The sequence below is a fragment of the Chitinophaga rhizophila genome, from assembly GCF_019492185.1.
GTDB classification, from domain to species: Bacteria; Bacteroidota; Bacteroidia; order Chitinophagales; family Chitinophagaceae; genus Chitinophaga; species Chitinophaga rhizophila.
This window is the reverse complement of record NZ_JAICCF010000002.1, coordinates 53,769-73,676: the sequence shown is the minus strand read 5'-3', so window position 1 is coordinate 73,676 and position 19,908 is coordinate 53,769. Positions and strand designations below refer to the sequence as shown.

Genomic DNA, 19,908 nt, shown 5'->3' with positions numbered 1-19,908 from the left:
TGTCATCCACTGCTGTAGCCAGGAAACCTGCGGAGGCTATATTATAGTGAGAAATGCCGATAATCAGGCTGGCAGTATCAGCAATGGTACATTGCTGTTCCATGCCAGTTGCTTGGACACGCTCTTCTGAAAAAGTGTGGCCAGCAGCCCTTTCTTCTCATGTAAAGCAATGATCAGCGCAATGTTATTAGCAGTTGCAAAGTCGGTAATACCTTCCGTGACGTCATCTTTTTTCAGATAATGGAATGTTACCGGATACTTCTCCAGTAACTGGTGCATCTGCGCAATGTCTTGCTTTGCTTCCGGTGAATATTCATCGTCTCCCGCTACGTTAACGGCAAACAACGCCTCCGGTTGCAGACTGTTGAGCAAAGTGACCAGTCCGGGTAATGCCTTCCCTTCTCTGAGTACTTCAAAATCTACTGCTAATAATATCCTTTGCGGCAACAGCAACCGGCTGTCCTCCGGTACAATCACCAACGGATATTCACAGTTCTCCATAATACGGATACTATGACTGCCCACCAGGAACTTCTCAAGGTTCGACTTATCTGCTATACCAGCTACAACAAGTCCGGCATGTTCCCGCGCAACGACCCGTTTCACGGCTTCTTCCAGTATGTCGTCTTCCGCCAGTGTCTCTATAGTGATACCTGCCGCTTCCGGTTCCAGCCTTTTACGCAGCACTTCCAGCTGACTGCTGCTGCCCTTATATAATTCGTCCGGGTTCGCTTGTATGATGGGAAGCTCTGGGGATACCGGTACATTGGCTATCGGTTCCAGGCTCTGGTAAGCGTTCAGTAACAATACTCGATTGCATTGAAGGCGTGCTGCCAGGCGAACAGCATATTTGGCAGCCTGTAGCGCTACGTCAGAAAAGTCGGTTAGAACTAATATGCTCTGCATAAGATGGGGGTTTTTGATAATGAACAAGGCATAAAAATCAGGCCAGTGTGCCAGCACTTTACTGCTGACTGTCCAGCCTTATCACCAGCCCTTCATCTCCATCCAGACTGATACTATTTTCTACTCTGCTGCCATTGATTTCCGGGAAAGTCGCTATCTCCACAGTACCGGAGAAAGTGAAATGCGGTGGCCTGAAATAGCATGGCAGATGTGTCAGGTTCAGTACAATCAGGAATTGTTGCTGTCCTTCCAGGCACCGCTTAAATGCTATCACCTGGTTATCCGCATACACAGGCCGGTAGTCGCCGGCATGTAAGGAAGGCTCTTTTGCACGCAGTTCAATCAGCTGTTTATATAGTGTCAGCATAGAATACAAGTCTGTCTGCTGTGTGTGCACGTTGTTCCGCTGCCAGGTCTTGGACAAACGCAGCCATGGCTTACCTGTCGTAAAACCTGCATTTTCGCTGTCATCCCATTCCATCGGCGTCCGGGAAGGATCACGGCTCAGATTCTTATCCGGCATGTTCAGTCCCTGCGGATCCTGTACTTCCTCAAAAGGAATTGCCACATTACGCATACCTATCTCGTCTCCGTAATAGATCGTTGGCGTGCCGCGAAGTGTCAGCAGCAGTATGGCCGCCACCCGCGCCTGTAGTTGTCCTACACGACTGGCAATACGGTGCTGGTCATGGTTGCTTAACACCCAGTTGGGCCATCCCTGCGCAGGAAGTGCGCCCTCATACTGGTCAATAGCCACGGCCAGAGAAGATGCCTGCCATGGCAAAGAAAGCAGCTGGAAATTAAACGGCAGGTGAGCGCCTTTGTTATCTACTCCATAATACGCCATTAGCTGCTGGATAGGCAGATAGATCTCTCCAATCATCACCCGGTCGCCTTCAAATTCTTCCATCACGGCTCTCATCTCTCTCACTACCTCATGTACCTCTGGCTGATCTGTGGAATAGACCGGCAACACCTGGGAATATGTCCCCATGTGTGGTTCATACTCCGGATTAGTGGGGTTGTTACGCAACTGATCGTCCTTGATCATATGCCACATCACATCCACCCGGAAACCGTCTACTCCCTTTTTCAACCAATATCGCATAACGTCATACATAGCAGCTCTCACCTCCGGATTACGCCAGTTCAGATCCGGTTGCTCCTTCAGGAAAGCATGATAGTAATACTGCTGCGTATTGGCATCCCATTCCCATGCCTCACCGCCAAATACACTCAGCCAATTATTAGGTACACCGCCATCAGGCAGTGAATCCTGCCAGATATACCAGTCGCGCTTAGGGCTATCCTTCGAGGAACGGGACTCCAGGAACCACGGGTGCTGATCTGATGTATGATTAGGCACCAGATCCAGTAACAGCTTCATGCCACGCCGATGTACTTCTTCCAGTAGCCTGTCAAAATCTGCCGCTGATCCGAACAAGGGATGTATACCTGTGTAGTCTGCAATGTCATATCCGAAGTCCGCCATCGGGGAAGGATAGATGGGTGATAGCCACACGGCGTCAATACCCAGCCATTGCAAATAATCCAGTCTTGAAATAATACCATTCAGATCGCCTACGCCATCTCCGTTACTGTCCTGAAAAGACCGGGGATATACCTGATAGATAACTCCTGTCTGCCACCATTTGTCGTAAATCGTTGCCATTGCTGATGAAGTTTTGATGATACGCTAAGTCTTCACAACATTTCTGCCAGAATTATTCCTGGCCCGTCAGCTGGCCCTGTATGTAACCATGTATAGTCTATTGCAGATCTCCCGGAAACATACCGTACACATTTGGATGCCTTCCAGTTTAATCAGGATGTGTCGGTTGACCGGCACGATGTCAAAATACCGGCAGCAGCGCGGGGCGATTAAATCATTTTTGCGTAGAAGGTAAACGGCAAAAACAGCTGGTTAATAGGTAGCTCGTGCGAAGAAAATGGCCGCAGGTCTACATTGTCTCTGCTATGCGTACAGGGTGGCGACTATGTTAAAGTAGTTCTGGCTAAGGATATGACATAAAAGGAAAGAGGTTGTCTCATATCATTGAGCAACCTCTTTCCTTGTATTAGTCTGTCGCAGCGTAGTATTGATAATTTAGCTGTACAGCAGGTGTTGTTATCACTGCAGCAAGGTACGTTTTACGCCATCTATCTCCATAATCAGGTCAGCACCATAGGCAGTGGCCGGTGTCTGGTAACCGGCTTTATATTCTCCGTTGATAATCTTTTTGGCAATAACGAGTACACTGAATGCTGTGAGCGAATAAGCTTCAGGCGTCTCCATGTGGGCTTCAGCTGATTGTCCGCTGGCATTACTCACCTTCCCCCTGATATAGCTCGTTGCTTTATCGCGCACGGCCTGGTTAGGTCCGGCGGATTGCATTTTGAGGATACCCATGATTATACTGCGCATGAAAGGTGTCTTCAGCAACCAGTTAAAAAGCGATTGTCCTTTCAGGAAGTACCAGGCTCCTTTGTTGATGGCAGTATAGGTTCTGATATTGGGAATGCGGGTCGAATACCATGCCGTGCTGATATCTCCCCAGGGAATACTCATTACAAAGACGGGTTTCCGATAACCCGGAAAACGCACAGACATACCCTTTTTGCCCATCGACTCGTACGTGATAGCGCCGTCTTTACGGATAGCGCCCGGAGTACCCAGCTTATGCAGTGTACTGATGGAAGTACCACGGGATAAAGCGCTACCTATCACCGCAAATGCGATACTGAGTTGATTGGCGTCAGGTAACTGTTGTTTGAGATACAGTGCCAGGCAATCCGTTGGTACTACATCAAATCCTGCCCCCGGGAGGATCATGACATCTTTTTCTTTGGCCGCCTGGTCATAGCCTTGCAGCATTTCAAACACATCCAGGTCTCCGTTGAGATCTATATAGTGTGTTTGGGTGGCGATGCAGGCATCGATCATGGGACGTGCGGTAATATGATAGGGCCCGGCAGCCTGTATCACCAGTGTGATATCTTCGAGGGCCGCTTTAAGGGCAGTGGCATCATGCAGTTCAACAATACGGTATGGTAGCTGTAATTCCTTGGCCAGGGCTACAATAGCATCTCTTTTTCTACCGGCAAGGATGGGCTGAACACCATACTGAGCGGCATACCGGGCAATCAGTTCGCCGGTATAGCCATTTGCTCCGTAGAGCAGTATATTCTTAGGTTGCATGGAGGAAAAATACAAGATAACCCGGAAACTACAAATATTACTTGCCGGGGATATAAGGCATTATAGCACTCTCACCATCTGAATATTGCATCTTTCATACGGGGAAGAGTGACCGATCACCCGTTCAAAGCCCAGTTTATGATAAAGGTTAATGGCAGGTTTCAGGATGGTATTACTTTCGAGATATACGTTTTTTGCGCCGAGTGACCGGGCTTTGTCTAATACAGCATTACCCAGTAGCCAACCTATGCTTTTGCCCTGTGCAGCCGGTGAAACAGCCATTTTAGCCAGTTCATAATCATACTCAGGATCGTTCATTTTGATCAGGGCGCATACGCCTACCGGTGTATCTTCGTAGAGGGCAACGAGAATGTGCCCGCCGTTGTCCAGGATATATCCCTGTGGATTGTCCAGTGCTTTATAATCAGCTTCCTCCATCCGGAAATAGGTAGAGATCCATTCTACGTTCAGGGCTTTGAAGGCCTGTTGATAGGAGGGGTTAAAGGCTACTATCTCCACTTTCCGACTTTCCCGTTCTTTTTTCTGTTCCTGCACCCTGCGCAACAGGCTTTTTTGTTCCAGGAGAAACTCCCACTCTTCAATGGCCTTCCACAGGTCATGACGGGTGTTATCAGCAATAGCTTCAATAGCGCTGTTCACGTCAGCATATTGTGCTTCAATTTTTTCAGTGATCTCTTCGCCTTTGGATGATAAGCTGACCATGTTCCTGCGTCCATCCGTTTTGTCCTTTTTCTCTTTCACTAGTCCTTTCTCTGCCATTTCGCTGATAATACGGCTGACGGATGGATGAGAGTGACCGATCTCTTTGGCGATAGCAGTGATTGTCCTGGATGCGCCCTGCGACAGCACGTAGAATACGGGAAACCACTTCGGATTCATGTCAATGTTATACAGTTGGTATATCTGTGTAGCATCTTCTGTTATTTTCTCTGTTAGCTGGCGAAGTCTGCTGCCGATGGCAAGCTTGCCTACATTGTCATAGAAGTTCATAGTGGTATAATTATGTAGATAATTATGTAACTGATTACGCAAATATAGGTAATTTATTAATCAGCTGAATTTTGTAGACGGGAGCATGCTGTTTATTCCACGATTTTAAAGACGATTAATACTGTATAAACAGGACGGTGAGAGGAGGGGATAAGATTGCGGATAGGTTAAAGGAAGGGATACGGAACGTAGGATATGCGCTTTTCAAGCTATGTGCAGACGGTGAAGATAAGATAAGTGGCGGACGACCAAGGGACGAACAAGCGACGGCGAAGAGGTGGACTTGATCAGTAGCTGCTTCGGATTCAGTACGGCCAAAGGACGAACAAGCGACGGCCAAGAGGTGGACTTGATCAATGGCTGCTTCGGATTCAGGACGACCAAAGGACGAACAAGCGACGGCGAAGAGGTGGACTTGATCAGTAGCTGCTTCGGATTCAGGACGGCCAAAGGACGAACAAGCGACGGCCAAGAGGTGGACTTGATCAATGGCTGCTTCGGATTTAGGACGACCAAGGGACGAACAAGCGACGGCCAAGAGGTGGACTTGATCAGTAGCTGCTTCGGAGATCAGACCTGATGTGAGGCCGTGAGAAGCAGGTATACTTCAGGACAACAAGATCATAAGTACATATGTAAGATACTAAAAAAAGGCTGAATTTCTTCAGCCTTGATAGTTTTAATCGTTGGTAGTTGCCGGAGGACTATATTCCAGTATATCCCCTGGCTGACATTGCAGTGCTGCACAGATAGCGTCCAGTGTTTCGAGCCGTATAGCTTTGGCTTTGCCTGTCTTCAGAATGGATAAATTAGACATGGTAATATCTACTTTCTCGCTCAATTCCGTCAGTGACATTTTCCGTTTAGCCAGCATGACATCCAGATTTATAATGATAGGCATGTGTTACACAGTTAATTCGTTTTCAGTTTGTAATTCTACTCCGCGTTGATAGATGACAGCAATAACCCATATAATCAGGCCGGTTATCAGGCTGCTTCCAATGTCTATGTTGAGCGCCAGTTTAAAGGGTGCGTCCGTATCAGCTACAAAGCGGCTGAAGATAAAGTAATGAATTATCCGGATTACATCTACGGCCACAAAAAGCAGAGAAAGTTGCTTCAACAGCCGGATGATCTGCTGATTGAACGGACGGTCAGGGTCTAAGGCCTTAAATATACTCATGAAAGACTTCAGAATCAGCAGCCATATCACCAGGTTAATCACGCCTACAGCGAGCGAGTAATAGCCGAAAGCTGAATTGGAGGTAGCTACTACTTCATATTGGTGTTGTACAGGCCTGTAAGTGGTAGCACCATCAGCCAGGAAGCGTGGTTGCACTGGCTGCTCAGGCTCCCCGAAAGATGTTACGCGGTGAACCAGCGAACCGGAGATTTGCTGCAGTTCACGTGTGCCGGTAACATGCCCCGCTATCCGTAATGAGATTAATAAGACGATGATTAACAGCGTTACATAATATGCCGACATCGCTAATACGTTCAGGATTACAAGAATGGATTTCGTTTTCATACGTGTGTGTTTTGTACTTCAAAGGTAAAGCCTAATTTATCATAATTCAAAATAAATTTATTGAGAAACGATAAATAATTGTTGATTTGGGTTAATATTAGTGTTTAGGGGTTGCCTAACAGCAGGTTCAGATAGATAGCAATCCCCGGATAGAGAAAGTCGCATGCATAATACATTCCTCTATACTCGGAGGAAGGACGGGTAGATGTGTGACAGTAGTATCTGCCTGGAGTTGTTCACCTGGCAGATAACAGGTATCTGGTAATGGATTGACAGCGCTGATCAATTGCCTGACTGATGATATACTTCGTCTATTGAAACTATCGTGCAGTGGAGCAAGGGTAGTGTGGAAAGGGTTGACAGGCGTTTAAATCAGAGAGGTGTACTATTGATGAATACCAGCTGCGACTACCGAACGGCGACCTTTCAGTTCTGCTATCCTGGTAGAACTGGTCTATAGCAGCTCGCAGGCTGTATGGAATTGATATACCATCGCAGGCGACCAACCTGAAAGTATACAAGGTTGTAGTCTGCCTGCAACGATATGCATCATGCTTTGCTGTGAATTGAATACTGTATGACATGACCTTTTGTTGATAACACAAAGGTCATACACAGATGGTATTCGTAGTTAGTTAGAACTATGGGAATCGTTATACATTTCTGGGCAATATTGACTGACGACTTAATTAGCCATAATCAGTGCAGTAATTAACGCTCCGATGGCCACACCTCCGATGCCGAATTTTATAGCTCTTGCATTTCTCTTTTTACGTTCTTCCTGTAGCATTTGCCGGGATTCTTCCAGTAGTTTCTGAGTTTCTGTGAGGCTGGTAGTGGCTTTATCAAGAGATGCAGAGATACCCTGCAGGCTAACGCTGGTCTTATCCATGAAGGTCAGCGAGCTGTTAGTGACTGAGTCCATCTGTTGCCGGAGTTGCTGATAGTAAAACTCTTTGATCCGGAGCATAGTATCCTGCTGATGTATCATGCTTTCATAACTGTCCATAATGCCTTTAAAGGAGGAGTTGCCTTGCCTGGTTTTGTCGTAAAACTTCTTGTAGATGTGGAAGGTTGTTTTGTTCAGAATGAAGGCAGTATCGCATTGTATCAGCAGGGTATCGCCCCGGTGGATGTTGTAAATGCTGGTACCTGTGCTGTCTTTGAATGTTTTTAATATACCCTGACCGTTGGTATGCAGCATGGTAAGGCAGCAGCATAGCGCAAGCAGCAGCTTGTGGTGAGTAGATGATGGTTTCATATGAGTATTGTCTGTTTAGAGGGGTTTGACATCAAACGGTGGAAGGCTGTCTGTAGCTTTCAGTTCATCTTTAAATACTTTGACTTTGGCATTCAGTTCATCAACAGTCTCTTTCAGCTTAGAGTTGGATTTTGCTTCCTCAATTTCCTTTTTTGTATTCAGGATGGAGACGTTCGCCTGGATGTTTTTAATGTAGTATTTGAACTTATCTACATCTCCCTGCAGCGAATCGAGTCTGGTACGGGAGGCATTAATATAGTTCAGTGCAGTGTCGATGTTTCTTTGGGAGGCTTCTATGTTCTTCTGTATTTGTTTTAATTGGCTTTTCTCAAAGAAAGTGATGATTGCGTTAATAATGGTAAATGCGAGCACAAGATAAATGACGATTCTTAGTGGCTTTTCCATGTAAATCGGGGGTTTGGGGCTATAAATAAATTACTGTATTACCGCCTGGGGTGATGGCTGGTAGGTGAAGTTAAAACTATTATTCCTATGGTAGAAATTTAATTTGTTAGCCTTGAAAGCCCCGTGGGTAGAGGCTTTCAAGGTTATGCTAGCTTACGTGCGCCAAAAGTGTTCATCTTGTCCAGTAATTCTACTATAGAGTTGATTTCCAGCTTTTTGAAGATGCGGATCTTATAGGTGCTGACAGTGCTGAGCTGTAGTTCCATACGCGCTGCTATTTTAAGTAAAGGCAGCCCTTGCGCCAGCAGATTCATGACCTCTATTTCACGTGCAGAAAGTTGTTCCAGCGGGTTGAAATATGCAGCTCTGAGGGAGGATAGCTTTTGTCGTTCCGGTATTAGTACAGACATAGCCATTCTGATATCTTCCTCAGTGGAATGGTTACAGAGATAAGCATCTGCACTGTCCAGCAAGGGATCTACAATTCTTGTCTTGTCTTCCTGGGAAGAGTACAGTAATATCTTGGTATCAGCATGTTTCCTCCTGGTTTCCTGCATCATTGACAGTGTGTCAATACCGGGCAGATGTCTACTCAAAATCAGCAGGTCAAATAACTGTTGCTGCATAGCGCCTGTCATTTCTGCGTTACTTTCCACCATTAGTACTGTAAATGGTGCAGGTAGCATTGAAATGATCTGAGACAGGCCGCAACGCATGACAGAGGGTTCATGGGCAATTAGGATAAAGTTCATTCACTATAGGATAATGTCGATGGTTACTAGCTGTAAATGGTATATACGGCAAATTTATAATATTTTGATTTGTCTTGCCAGTTGACAGTCTGTAGTAATTGTACTACAAGTATGTCAAAGATTTACTATGCATGGCTGTAGTCACGTTATTTATTTTTGTTATGCAATTTCCTGCCTGGCTATCAGGAGGATTGGATGCAACTACCATAAGATACTATACCGAGATACTAATAAGATACTATGTTGTTGATAAAAGAAAACGCTACTGGCGTACCCGTACCTGTGAATATGACCCGGTGATGTACCATGAACCTTAAACGGCCCGCATGTCTATATAGGATGTCCACACACATCTTACTTGTTGCTGCATGCCGTTACTATCACAACGCAATTCTTACAGCTAAATAATTGCAGGGACCAGATGGCCCTGTAGGAGAATCTATTTCCTTGTCCGGAGACAGCCGGCAGGAAATGTCTGATCACTTACTCAATAATGATGGATAAATTCTACAAAGTGAAATTTGCCTTTTTGTTGATCCTGTGCGGCCTGTTCACCACCGTGAAGAGCTATGCCGAGGGGTCAAAGGATTTGTATCCTGCGGGTGCATTGGGAGGACGAGCTTGCCTCGTTTCCACCGGTGCGACTAAAACCGGATGGACGCTCACTAACCGGGGCGTGCATTATGCATATGTACGCGCAGGTGAGACGATTGCTGCGGCCAGTAGCGCTCAGGGTATCGCATCGGGACAAATTATATTTACAGCGCCTGATGGAACCGTTTATTCTTCATCTACAGGTTCTACTACAACCGGACATATCGCTAACCGGACGCAGGAACTGCAGGGACCATGGGTGGGTTACACCCCCTATACCAGAGTGGCCGGTGCAGGACAAACAGGTTTGTGGAAGGTTGAACTGTTATCGACCCAGCCTTCTACTTCAATTGTTGAAGGATCAGGCGCTAACTGGCAGGCGAATGCTGCCTGGACCCAGCACACCGCCAGTAGTGCAATCTGTGCCTGGGATGTGGCCGTGAGAAATGCCGGCAATACAATCGTGCGGGGAAGAGTCTATACCAACGTACTGAATATGTTCGTGCAATACGGCGATTACCGTGGTAAGCTCTTTGTAATGACGAAAGATGGGTACGTATTTGCCATTAATAATAATGGTTCCAACGGACTTGGTTTCGTTGGTTTTGTCAATAACAGAGGATTAACTAGGACAGGCGCTGACAGCGATGCGCCACTTTATAAAAGCGTCGCCGGAACGAACCTGGGTAGTAACGTATTTACCTGGGACCCCAGAGCAGACGACGGCGCTATCAGCATCACCCATAAGATGTTCTACAACGTCCCTGACGAATCAATGCCAGCTACCGCACCGATGCCAGGAAACAAGTCTACCTGGCTGAATATGCCTAAGGTAGCACCAACCGTATCCGACATCAATGTGGATGGGGTAGAAGGTACTGCCGGTCAGGTGAGTAGCAAAGGCGCTTACATTAAATTCAACGCCAGCACCATAGGTACTTTCCGTATATCATTAACAGGAAGCGGTTCGTTTGTACCAAGAAAGCTGACAGGTACCGCTGTAGCTGGAGCCAACAGCATCTTCTGGGATGGGAGAGACGGAGCGGGCAACAGGCCTTCACTGGGTACTGCTAATATAGCGGCGAATATTCAGCTGCAGGGTTCTGAGATTCACTTCCCGTTTATTGACGTGGAAGATAACTTCAATGGCCTGATCATTGAGCAGCTGGCAGATGACAACGTCACCGTAGAAAGTGACATTGTATACTGGGCTGATTCCTCATTTGCACTGAATGGCTTTGAAAGTAACCCGCTCATCAACGGTAATGAAGGCAATGGTATATCCAGTAACACTAATGGTCACAGGTGGGGCAGCAACTTCGGTAATGACAGGACAATGGATACCTGGACATACATTCTCGGAGAGGCCGTTACTAAAAATACCAGTCTGAATATTGTAGTCGCTGATCTGTCAGTAGAAAATGTGGCCCCTGCCACTTCAGCTACACAGGTTACCGAAGGAGATCAGGTGACTTATACAGTTACTGTCATGAACCACGGCCCAAGTGGAGTAACCGGAGCGCCTTTCGCTATAAAGGTACCCACAGGCTTTACCATCGCTAACGTAAGTGCAGTTACTTATAATACAACAAATGTTACAGTGAATAGTCCGGCATTGGATGCTTCCGGTAACTACTCAGCGCTACTTGATATGCCTAATGGTGCCACGATCACCTTTACCTTTACCGGTACAGCGACCAACGCACTCATAGGTCAGCCTATAAACATCGAGACCAGCATCATGCGTCCAAAAGACGTCACTGATCCCGATGCCACCAATCCTGACGCCAATGTACCGCCTACAGATCCGCATGTGGAATGTAGAAACGGAGGCGCAACAGAGAATTGTAACAACATTAAATATAACTCAGTAGTAGGCGTAGTGGCAGGTGCAAACCTGGCTGTTACCAAAACAACAACAGCGACCAGCGTCATACCGGGTAATACGGTAAATTATACCTTCACCGTAAGGAACGTTGGTGGCGTCAATGCAACCAATGTAAGAGTGATAGATAATGCACCTACCGGTACGACTATCAGTGCCTGGACAGCCGCTTTCACTACCGGCACAGGTACTTTGCCTGCAACTACCGGCACAGGTAATATTGACCAGACGATTAGTACCTTAACTGCAGGTGCTGTTGTTACATATACAGTAACAGTATCCGTACCTTCAGGCTTTACGGGTACTCTCCAGAATACGGCCAGTGCAAGCTCCCCGGATGATCATTCGCCGGCTAATAATACCAGTACTACCTCTGCAATACCTGCCGTACCTCAGGCAGATATTCAGGTACAAAAAACAACTACGAATGCCTACTACGCAGAAGGACAGCCAGTGACCTATACAGTGACTGTCATGAATAATGGTCCAAGTACTGCTCGTAACGTTGTGGTTGTAGATAATGCACCAGCTAATACAGTAATATCTGACTGGTCAGTAACCGCCACACCTGGTTCGGTATTATTGCCAGCTACCAGCGGAACTGGTAATCTGAATCAGACCATCGCAGAACTGCCTAACGGGGGAGTACTGACTTACACCATCAGACTTCATACAACTAGCGGCTACAATGGTACAATAGCCAATACGGCAAGTGCATCCGCTGATGAAACTGATCCGACGCCGGCTAATAATTCTGTCACTACCACGCCGATAGGTCCTGATCCGAGAGCTGATATGGCCATCACCAAATCAACTACAGCTACTGCGTTTACACCGGGCGAAGATGTAACGTATAACATCACGATCACTAATAATGGTCCTGGTGTGGCAGATTCAGTATACATTACTGATGTTGCGCCAACAGGGACTGTTATCAAGTCCTGGACCGCTACATCTCCTTCAGCAGGTCTTCCTGCCTTCAATTTATCTGGTACAGGAGATATTAATGAGACCATCAGCAGGTTACCCGGCGGAGCTTATGTAGACTACGTCGTAGTAGTGTCAACTCCGGCCAACTTTACCGGTACATTAAGTAATACGGCTACCGTCGGTTCCCTTTCAACGGATAACGATATCACCAACAATACTGCTACTACTACGCCTATCAGCTCTTCGCCGGAGGCAGATATGTCTGTGGTGGTGAATACTGGCGTAACTACTTATACTCCCGGTGAGACGATTACATATACCATCACTGTGACAAACAATGGTCCTAGTGATGCAAGCAGCGTAAATATCCTTGATAATGCACCATCCGGAACTACTATTCAGTCCTGGACAGCAACTACTGCTACTCCTGGCGTTAGCTTACCTGCTACGACCGGTTCTGGTAATATCAATCAGACTATTCCGGTTATACCGGCCAATGGTGTAGTGACTTATACAGTAGTCGTATCTGTACCTTCTGGTCAGACGGGTACACTGACTAACACCGCTACGGTGAGCAGTCCGGTAACTGATAATGTTCCGGCAAATAACTCCGGCTCTTCAACGCTGACGGCAGCGCCAAAAGCGAATCTGGCTGTCGCAAAGTCAACAACCGCAACTTCTTTTGCGCCAGGTGAAGATGTAACTTACACCTTTACTGTAACGAATAACGGTCCGAGTAATGCGGTAAATGTAGTGGTAAGCGACAATGCACCGGCGGGTACTACTATCAGTTCCTGGACAGCGGCTACCACCACTGGTACCTTTACCCTGCCTGCTACTTCCGGTACAGGTAATATTAATCAGACCATCGCTAGCCTGCCAAATGGTGCAGTAGCTACCTATACTGTGGTAGTAGCAACACCATCCAGCTTTACAGGTAGCCTGAGCAACAGTGCTTCAGTTACCAGTGATGTTACTGATGAAACACCAGGCAATAATACCAGCACTACGACTGCAATTACTCCAACACCAAGAGCAGACATTGCCGTAGCAAAAACAACGACGGCAACTACGTTTGCTCCGGGTGAAGATGTAGTATATACGTTCACAGTAACTAATAACGGACCGAGCAATGCAGCGAACGTTGTTGTGACTGATAATGCGCCAACCGGTACAATCATCAGGTCCTGGACAGCGGCTACCACTGCCGGTACGTTTACATTGCCGGCTACTTCCGGTACAGGTAATATCAATCAGACTATTGCCAGCCTGCCGAATGGTGCCGTAGCTACCTACACTGTTGTAGTAGCAACTCCATCCAGCTTCACAGGTAATCTGAGCAATACTGCATCTGCGACTACCAGTAGTGCAAATGACAATATTCCTGGTAACAATACCAGCACTACAACTGGTATCACTCCATCACCAAAAGCTGATATCCGCGTAGTGAAGACTACCTCGGCTACTACCTTTGCTCCGGGTGAAGATGTTACTTATACTATTACTATCACCAACAACGGTCCGAGTAATGCTGCTAATGTTGTAGTAACTGATAATGCGCCTACTGGCACAACTATCAGGTCCTGGACAGCAGCTACCACTACCGGTACCTTTACACTGCCTGCTACTTCCGGTACAGGTAATATCAATCAGACTATCGCCAGCCTGCCGAATGGTGCAGTAGCTACCTACACTGTTGTAGTAGCCACGCCTGCTGACTTCACAGGTAACCTGAGTAATAGTGCTTCTGCCACCAGCGATGCAACTGATGAAACACCTGGTAACAATACCAGCACTACAGCTGGTATTACACCATCACCAAAAGCAGATATCCGCGTAGTGAAGACTACCACGGCTACTACCTTTGCTCCGGGTGAGGATGTTACTTATACTATTGCTATCACTAACAACGGTCCGAGTAATGCTGCTAATGTTGTAGTAACTGATAACGCGCCTACTGGCACAACTATCAGATCATGGACCGCAGCTGCCACTACCGGTACCTTTACACTGCCTGCTACTTCCGGTACAGGTAATATCAATCAGACTATCGCTAGCCTGCCGAATGGTGCAGTAGCTACCTACACTGTTGTAGTAGCAACGCCTGCTGATTTCACAGGTAACCTGAGTAATAGTGCTTCTGCCACCAGCGATGCAACGGATGAAACACCTGGTAACAATACCAGCACTACAACTGGTATTACACCATCACCGAAAGCAGATATCCGCGTAGTGAAGACTACCACGGCTACTACCTTTGCTCCGGGTGAGGATGTGACTTATACTATTACTATCACTAACAACGGTCCAAGTAATGCTGCTAATGTTGTAGTCACTGATAATGCGCCTACTGGCACAACTATCAGGTCCTGGACCGCAGCTGCCACTACTGGTACCTTTACATTGCCTGCTACTTCCGGTACAGGTAATATCAATCAGACTATCGCTAGCCTGCCGAATGATGCAGTAGCTACCTACACTGTTGTAGTAGCAACGCCTGCTGATTTCACAGGTAACCTGAGTAATAGTGCTTCTGCCAGCAGCGATGCAACGGATGAAACACCTGGTAACAACACCAGCACTACAACCGGTATTACAGCATCACCGAAAGCAGATATTCGCGTAGTGAAGACTACCACGGCTACTACCTTTGCTCCGGGTGAGGATGTTACTTATACTATTACTATCACTAACAATGGTCCGAGTAATGCTGCGAATGTTGTAGTAACTGATAATGCGCCTACTGGCACAACTATCAGGTCCTGGACCGCAGCTGCCACTACCGGAACCTTTACATTGCCTGCTACTTCCGGTACAGGTAATATCAATCAGACTATCGCCAGCCTGCCGAATGGCGCGGTAGCTACCTACACTGTTGTAGTAGCTACGCCATCCAGCTTCACTGGTAACCTGAGCAACAGTGCATCTGCCAATTCTGGCGATGCAACGGATGAAACGCCGGGTAACAATACCAGCACCACAACTGGCATCACACCATCGCGGAAAGCTGATATTGCTATTACTAAGTCAACGGCCGCTACTACCTTTGCTCCGGGTGAGGATGTTACTTATACTATTACTATCACTAACAATGGGCCAAGTGATGCAGCTAATGTCGTCGTGACTGATAATGCGCCTACTGGCACAACTATCAAGTCCTGGACAGCGGCTACTACTGCCGGTACCTTTACACTGCCTGCTACTTCCGGTACAGGTAATATCAATCAGATTATCGCTAACCTGCCGAATGGCGCAATAGCTACCTACACTGTTGTAGTAGCCACGCCTTCCAGCTTTACAGGTAGCCTGAGCAATAGTGCATCTGCCAGCAGTGACGCTACGGATGATACGCCAGGTAATAACAGCAGTACTACTACAGGTATCCTTCCTTCACCTATAGCAGATATTGCAGTAACGAAGTCAACAACTGCTACTACCTATGTGCCTGGTAAAGAGCTGGTATATATTATCACTGTAACCAATAATGGTCCAAGCGACGCACCGGCAGTAAATATTACGGATGCTGCCCCAGCCGGCACCACTATTACTTCCTGGACTGCTGCGGTAACCACTGGTACAGTTACATTGCCGGCTAATTCCGGTACTGGGAACATCAATCAGACAATTGCTACCTTGCCAAATGGCGCTATAGTGACCTATACTGTAACGCTTCGGGTGGCTGCTAGCAGAACCGGTAACTTAAGTAATACCGCTACGGCTACTACTACCGCTACGGATAACACGCCAGGTAATAACAGCAGCTCAACTCCTGGTATCACTGAAACACGTGAGGTAGATCTGTCAGTTGTCAAGACAACTACTGATGCAACCATCACAACTTATATTCCGGGTAGCGCTATCAACTATACTATCACAGTGACGAATAACGGGTCAAGTGACGCACGCAACGTGACCATCCGTGACATCGCTCCGGCAGGTACTATGATCAGATCCTGGTCAGCAGCCAGCGTAGCTGGTAATGTACCACTTGTCCAACTTAACGGGGCCGGCGGACTGGATGAAGTATTAAATATATTGCCAGCGGGTGGAGCGGTCAGGTATGATCTTATACTCGACGTACCGGCTAACTTTAAAGGCAATATCACCAATACCGCTGTTACGGGTAGTGATGTCACTGATGTAACACCGGCTAACAATACCAGCACAACAACGCCACTTACGCCAGTATACCGTGCCGATATAGCTGTCAATAAGACCCTGGTCAATCCTGCTCAGACTACCTTTAAACCAGGTGATGAAGTGTTCTATTACATTACTATAGAGAATCATGGTCCTTCCGATGCAGTTGACGTGAATATACAAGATACTGCCCCTGCGGGCACGAACATCTTCTACTGGGGTGTTAACATCCTGAATGGAACGGTGAGTCTGCCAAACCGTAATGGTAACACAGACATTAATGAGACAGTGGCTTTACTGCCTGCTGGCGCTGTAATCAGATACCAGGTAGGTGTGAAAGTACATAATGATCATACCGGCAATCTCACCAATACTGCCACAGTAACTACTACAACAACGGATGCTGTACCAGGTAACAACACAAGTACAAGTCCGGTACTGACTGACGCTTCAAGTGCAGATGTTGTTATTACCAAAGCGCAGAAAACTGCTACCCAGACTAGTGCTACGGCGGGACGCATACTTGAGTATGTCATTACTGTAACAAATGCAGGTCCGGACGCAGCTGCAAAAGTAAATGTGAAAGATGTGGCACCGGCAGGTACAACAATTCATGACTGGACCACAGAAATAGTTAGCGGTACGCCTGCACTACGTGACGCAAACGGAACGGGCGACCTGGATGCAGAGATTACCTTACTGCCAACTGGAGCAGTAGTTCTGTACCATGTGAATGTACTGATACCACAGGATTATACCGGCACGAGCATCAGCAATACAGCTACTGCTACCAGCATCACCGCAGATCCTGTAACTACAAATAACAGTGTCACAACTCCTGCTATTCCTGTAGTAACAAACGCTGATCTGTCTGTCAGTAAGACAACAACTGCACAGTACTATATCCCTGGCCGCACAGTAGATTACACTATTGATGTAGTCAACAACGGTCCATCAGCTGCCAGAAGCGTCAATATCAGCGATATCGCACCGGCAGGTACCACCATCAGTGCATGGACGGCTACTGTAACAAACGGTAGTGTGACATTGCCGGCAAACAGTGGTACGGGCAATCTGAATCAAACAATCACCATACTGCCGTCCGCAGCTGAAATCAGATACGTAGTAACGGTTGCTATACCGGCTGCCTTCTCCGGCGATATCACTAACACGGCTACGGTAAGTAGTACGACTGCTGACGATATACCGGGTAATAATACCAGCACTACCGCTACTCTGACTCCGCAGCAGACTGCCGATCTGGAAGTAAGTAAACAACTGAAAGATCCTTCACAACAGCACTTCATTGCCGGTCAGGATGTGGTGTATGTAATTACTGTGAAGAACAATGGTCCTGCACCAGCTACTAAGGTCAATATCAAAGACATCGCGCCGGCAGGGACTACTATCAGTGCATGGACGGCTACGGTTATCAATGGTACTGTAGCGCTGCCTGGCACAAGCGGCACTGGTAATCTCAATGAAACAATTGAGTTGATGCCTGACCAGTCAGTAGTTGCTTATGAAGTCACCGTTACTACGCCTGATGATTTCCAGGGTGCATTGATTAACGTGGCAGATGTAAGCAGTGAGACCAGTGATCCTGCTCCGGAGTGCGCAGGCTGTACAGCACCTGCTGTAGCTGCCGAGCCATTACCTGTTGCAGATACAGACGATTATGGAGATGTAAGGGCAAACAATCCGGTAACTATTCCGGTACTGGTTAATGATAAGCCAGGAAAGAGCAGTGCTCCGCTTGATCCATCATCCATAGAAATTGTACAGCAACCGGCGCACGGTACGCTTATCGTGAATCCTGACGGTACTATCGTATATACGCCTGAAGAAGGATACTTCGGTTCTGACTCCTTCACTTACCGCGTAAAGGATCAGCAGGGCAGCTGGAGCAATGTAGCTACAGTAAACATGAATGTGACGCCTGATGAAGTGGAAGTGCCTAATGTGATCACTCCTAACGGAGATGGCGTTAACGATAAACTGGTAATCAAAGGACTGAACAAGTTCGTGCAGAACGAGATCGTCATCTACAACCGCTGGAATAATGTACTGTACAGAAAACAGAACTACCAGGGTGAGTGGGATGGACAAGGTCTGCGCGCAGGTACATATTACTATACTTTGAAGGGGTTGGACGCCAATGGCCAGTGGCATACCTACAACGGTTATATTATGCTGCTGCTACAATAATCAGCATACAGGACTGCCGGCGCCCGCCGGCGGTCCTGTAATTCAACTGCGGCTTCCCTTTATACAGTAAAAAAGAGATTATGACTAGCAAGTTTTACAAGATCATTTTACCTATATTATTCCTACTATCCTTCCAGTCGGCTCATGCGCAGCAGGACGCGCAATTCAGCCAGTATATGTTCAATGGATTGTACATCAATCCTGCATATGCAGGCTATAAAGAACAGTGGAACCTTAATATGTTCTACCGTACTCAGTGGGCAGGTCTTCCCGGCGCTCCGAGGACATTTTCAGCTGCAGTTGACGGCGTTGTAAACGATGGCCGCGTAGGTTTAGGTCTGCAGGTAGTGAATGACCAGCTGGGCGCTGAGAAGAATACTGCCCTCTACGGTACGTACGCCTACCGTATTCCCCTGGATGCAGATGGTAACAGACGCCTCGCTATTGGCGTAAGCGCTGGCTTTATCCAACAGCGGCTGAATATGAAAGCTCTCAATCCAGCTGCACAGAATGATGCACTGCTGATGAATGCAAAAGGTACTGCTATGATGCCTGATGCACGCTTTGGTATCTATTACAATACTGAGCGCTTCTTTGCAGGTGTCTCTGCTGATAATCTCGTAGCCGGTTCTTTCCAGAAGTCAGATAAGTTACGCACTTATCTGCCCCTTAAACCCAGTATGTACTATACAGTAGGTGGTCTGGTGCCTTTGTCAGAAGATATTTCCCTCAAACCTTCACTGCTGGTGAAAGAAGACTTTGCCGGTCCGACAAGCGCCGATGTAAGCGCCTTCGTCCTGTTCCATGAAAAGCTATGGATCGGTGCTTCCTATCGTACTGCTGTGTTCAACAAGCGTGATATTGAAAACTACCTGACTAAAGCGGGTGCGGTTACCGGTATGGTTGACTTCTTCATCAACAGTAAACTCCGCATCGGTTATGCATATGATCAGACGTTAAACGGAACAGGTGCAAATAGTTATGCTACACATGAGTTTTCCATTAACTATACCTGGGCCAATCCTAAAGCAAGAATGTTATCACCACGATACTTCTAACATTATTGCCTTACCCTAACAGATATCATAG

General features: G+C 47.0%; 12 protein-coding genes. 3 read left to right on the top strand and 9 right to left on the bottom strand.

The window, feature by feature from the left end; all coding sequences use genetic code 11:
- Positions 1-63: 63 nt before the first annotated feature.
- From K1Y79_RS09285 to K1Y79_RS09245, 9 genes are all read right to left on the bottom strand, one after another.
- Positions 64-906 (bottom strand): universal stress protein, encoded by an 843-nt coding sequence (locus K1Y79_RS09285; RefSeq protein WP_220249744.1) that lies wholly within the window; start codon positions 904-906, stop codon positions 64-66.
- A 58-nt stretch (positions 907-964) separates the two neighbouring features.
- Positions 965-2,578 (bottom strand): alpha-amylase family glycosyl hydrolase, encoded by a 1,614-nt coding sequence (locus K1Y79_RS09280; protein ID WP_220249743.1) that lies wholly within the window; start codon positions 2,576-2,578, stop codon positions 965-967.
- A gap of 459 nt (positions 2,579-3,037) precedes the next feature.
- A complete protein-coding gene (locus K1Y79_RS09275; protein ID WP_220249742.1) occupies positions 3,038-4,105 on the bottom strand; it encodes a saccharopine dehydrogenase family protein in 1,068 nt (355 codons plus the stop codon).
- Positions 4,106-4,165: 60 nt separating this feature from the next.
- Entirely contained in the window at positions 4,166-5,116 is a 951-nt protein-coding gene (locus tag K1Y79_RS09270; RefSeq protein ID WP_220249741.1) for a bifunctional helix-turn-helix transcriptional regulator/GNAT family N-acetyltransferase, read from the bottom strand.
- Between the two features lie 679 nt (positions 5,117-5,795).
- Complete coding sequence (locus tag K1Y79_RS09265) at positions 5,796-6,017, bottom strand: helix-turn-helix domain-containing protein (protein ID WP_220249740.1); 222 nt, start codon at positions 6,015-6,017, stop codon at positions 5,796-5,798.
- Between the two features lie 3 nt (positions 6,018-6,020).
- Positions 6,021-6,644, bottom strand: a complete 624-nt coding sequence (locus tag K1Y79_RS09260) for a DUF2975 domain-containing protein (RefSeq protein ID WP_220249739.1) — start codon at positions 6,642-6,644, stop codon at positions 6,021-6,023.
- 685 nt (positions 6,645-7,329) lie between these two features.
- Complete coding sequence (locus K1Y79_RS09255) at positions 7,330-7,905, bottom strand: hypothetical protein (RefSeq protein WP_220249738.1); 576 nt, start codon at positions 7,903-7,905, stop codon at positions 7,330-7,332.
- Positions 7,906-7,920: 15 nt separating this feature from the next.
- Entirely contained in the window at positions 7,921-8,310 is a 390-nt protein-coding gene (locus tag K1Y79_RS09250) for a hypothetical protein (RefSeq protein WP_220249737.1), read from the bottom strand.
- 143 nt (positions 8,311-8,453) lie between these two features.
- Positions 8,454-9,062, bottom strand: a complete 609-nt coding sequence (locus K1Y79_RS09245) for a LuxR C-terminal-related transcriptional regulator (protein WP_220249736.1) — start codon at positions 9,060-9,062, stop codon at positions 8,454-8,456.
- 161 nt (positions 9,063-9,223) lie between these two features.
- On the opposite strand from K1Y79_RS09245, the gene K1Y79_RS09240 reads away from it, so the two are divergent.
- The 3 genes from K1Y79_RS09240 (at position 9,224) to K1Y79_RS09230 (ending at position 19,877) form a co-directional block, all read left to right on the top strand.
- Positions 9,224-9,379: a hypothetical protein gene (locus K1Y79_RS09240; protein WP_220249735.1), complete on the top strand. Its 156-nt coding sequence runs from the start codon at positions 9,224-9,226 to the stop codon at positions 9,377-9,379.
- 197 nt (positions 9,380-9,576) lie between these two features.
- Entirely contained in the window at positions 9,577-18,819 is a 9,243-nt protein-coding gene (locus tag K1Y79_RS09235; protein ID WP_220249734.1) for a T9SS type B sorting domain-containing protein, read from the top strand.
- Between the two features lie 80 nt (positions 18,820-18,899).
- A complete protein-coding gene (locus K1Y79_RS09230; RefSeq protein ID WP_220249733.1) occupies positions 18,900-19,877 on the top strand; it encodes a PorP/SprF family type IX secretion system membrane protein in 978 nt (325 codons plus the stop codon).
- Positions 19,878-19,908 lie beyond the last annotated feature (31 nt).

Coding starts and splice junctions, on each gene's coding strand:
- K1Y79_RS09285 (WP_220249744.1), bottom strand. CDS start 906: ATGCAGAGCATATTAGTTCTAACCGACTTTTCTGACGTAGCGCTACAG.
- K1Y79_RS09280 (WP_220249743.1), bottom strand. CDS start 2,578: ATGGCAACGATTTACGACAAATGGTGGCAGACAGGAGTTATCTATCAG.
- K1Y79_RS09275 (WP_220249742.1), bottom strand. CDS start 4,105: ATGCAACCTAAGAATATACTGCTCTACGGAGCAAATGGCTATACCGGC.
- K1Y79_RS09270 (WP_220249741.1), bottom strand. CDS start 5,116: ATGAACTTCTATGACAATGTAGGCAAGCTTGCCATCGGCAGCAGACTT.
- K1Y79_RS09265 (WP_220249740.1), bottom strand. CDS start 6,017: ATGCCTATCATTATAAATCTGGATGTCATGCTGGCTAAACGGAAAATG.
- K1Y79_RS09260 (WP_220249739.1), bottom strand. CDS start 6,644: ATGAAAACGAAATCCATTCTTGTAATCCTGAACGTATTAGCGATGTCG.
- K1Y79_RS09255 (WP_220249738.1), bottom strand. CDS start 7,905: ATGAAACCATCATCTACTCACCACAAGCTGCTGCTTGCGCTATGCTGC.
- K1Y79_RS09250 (WP_220249737.1), bottom strand. CDS start 8,310: ATGGAAAAGCCACTAAGAATCGTCATTTATCTTGTGCTCGCATTTACC.
- K1Y79_RS09245 (WP_220249736.1), bottom strand. CDS start 9,062: ATGAACTTTATCCTAATTGCCCATGAACCCTCTGTCATGCGTTGCGGC.
- K1Y79_RS09240 (WP_220249735.1), top strand. CDS start 9,224: ATGCAATTTCCTGCCTGGCTATCAGGAGGATTGGATGCAACTACCATA.
- K1Y79_RS09230 (WP_220249733.1), top strand. CDS start 18,900: ATGACTAGCAAGTTTTACAAGATCATTTTACCTATATTATTCCTACTA.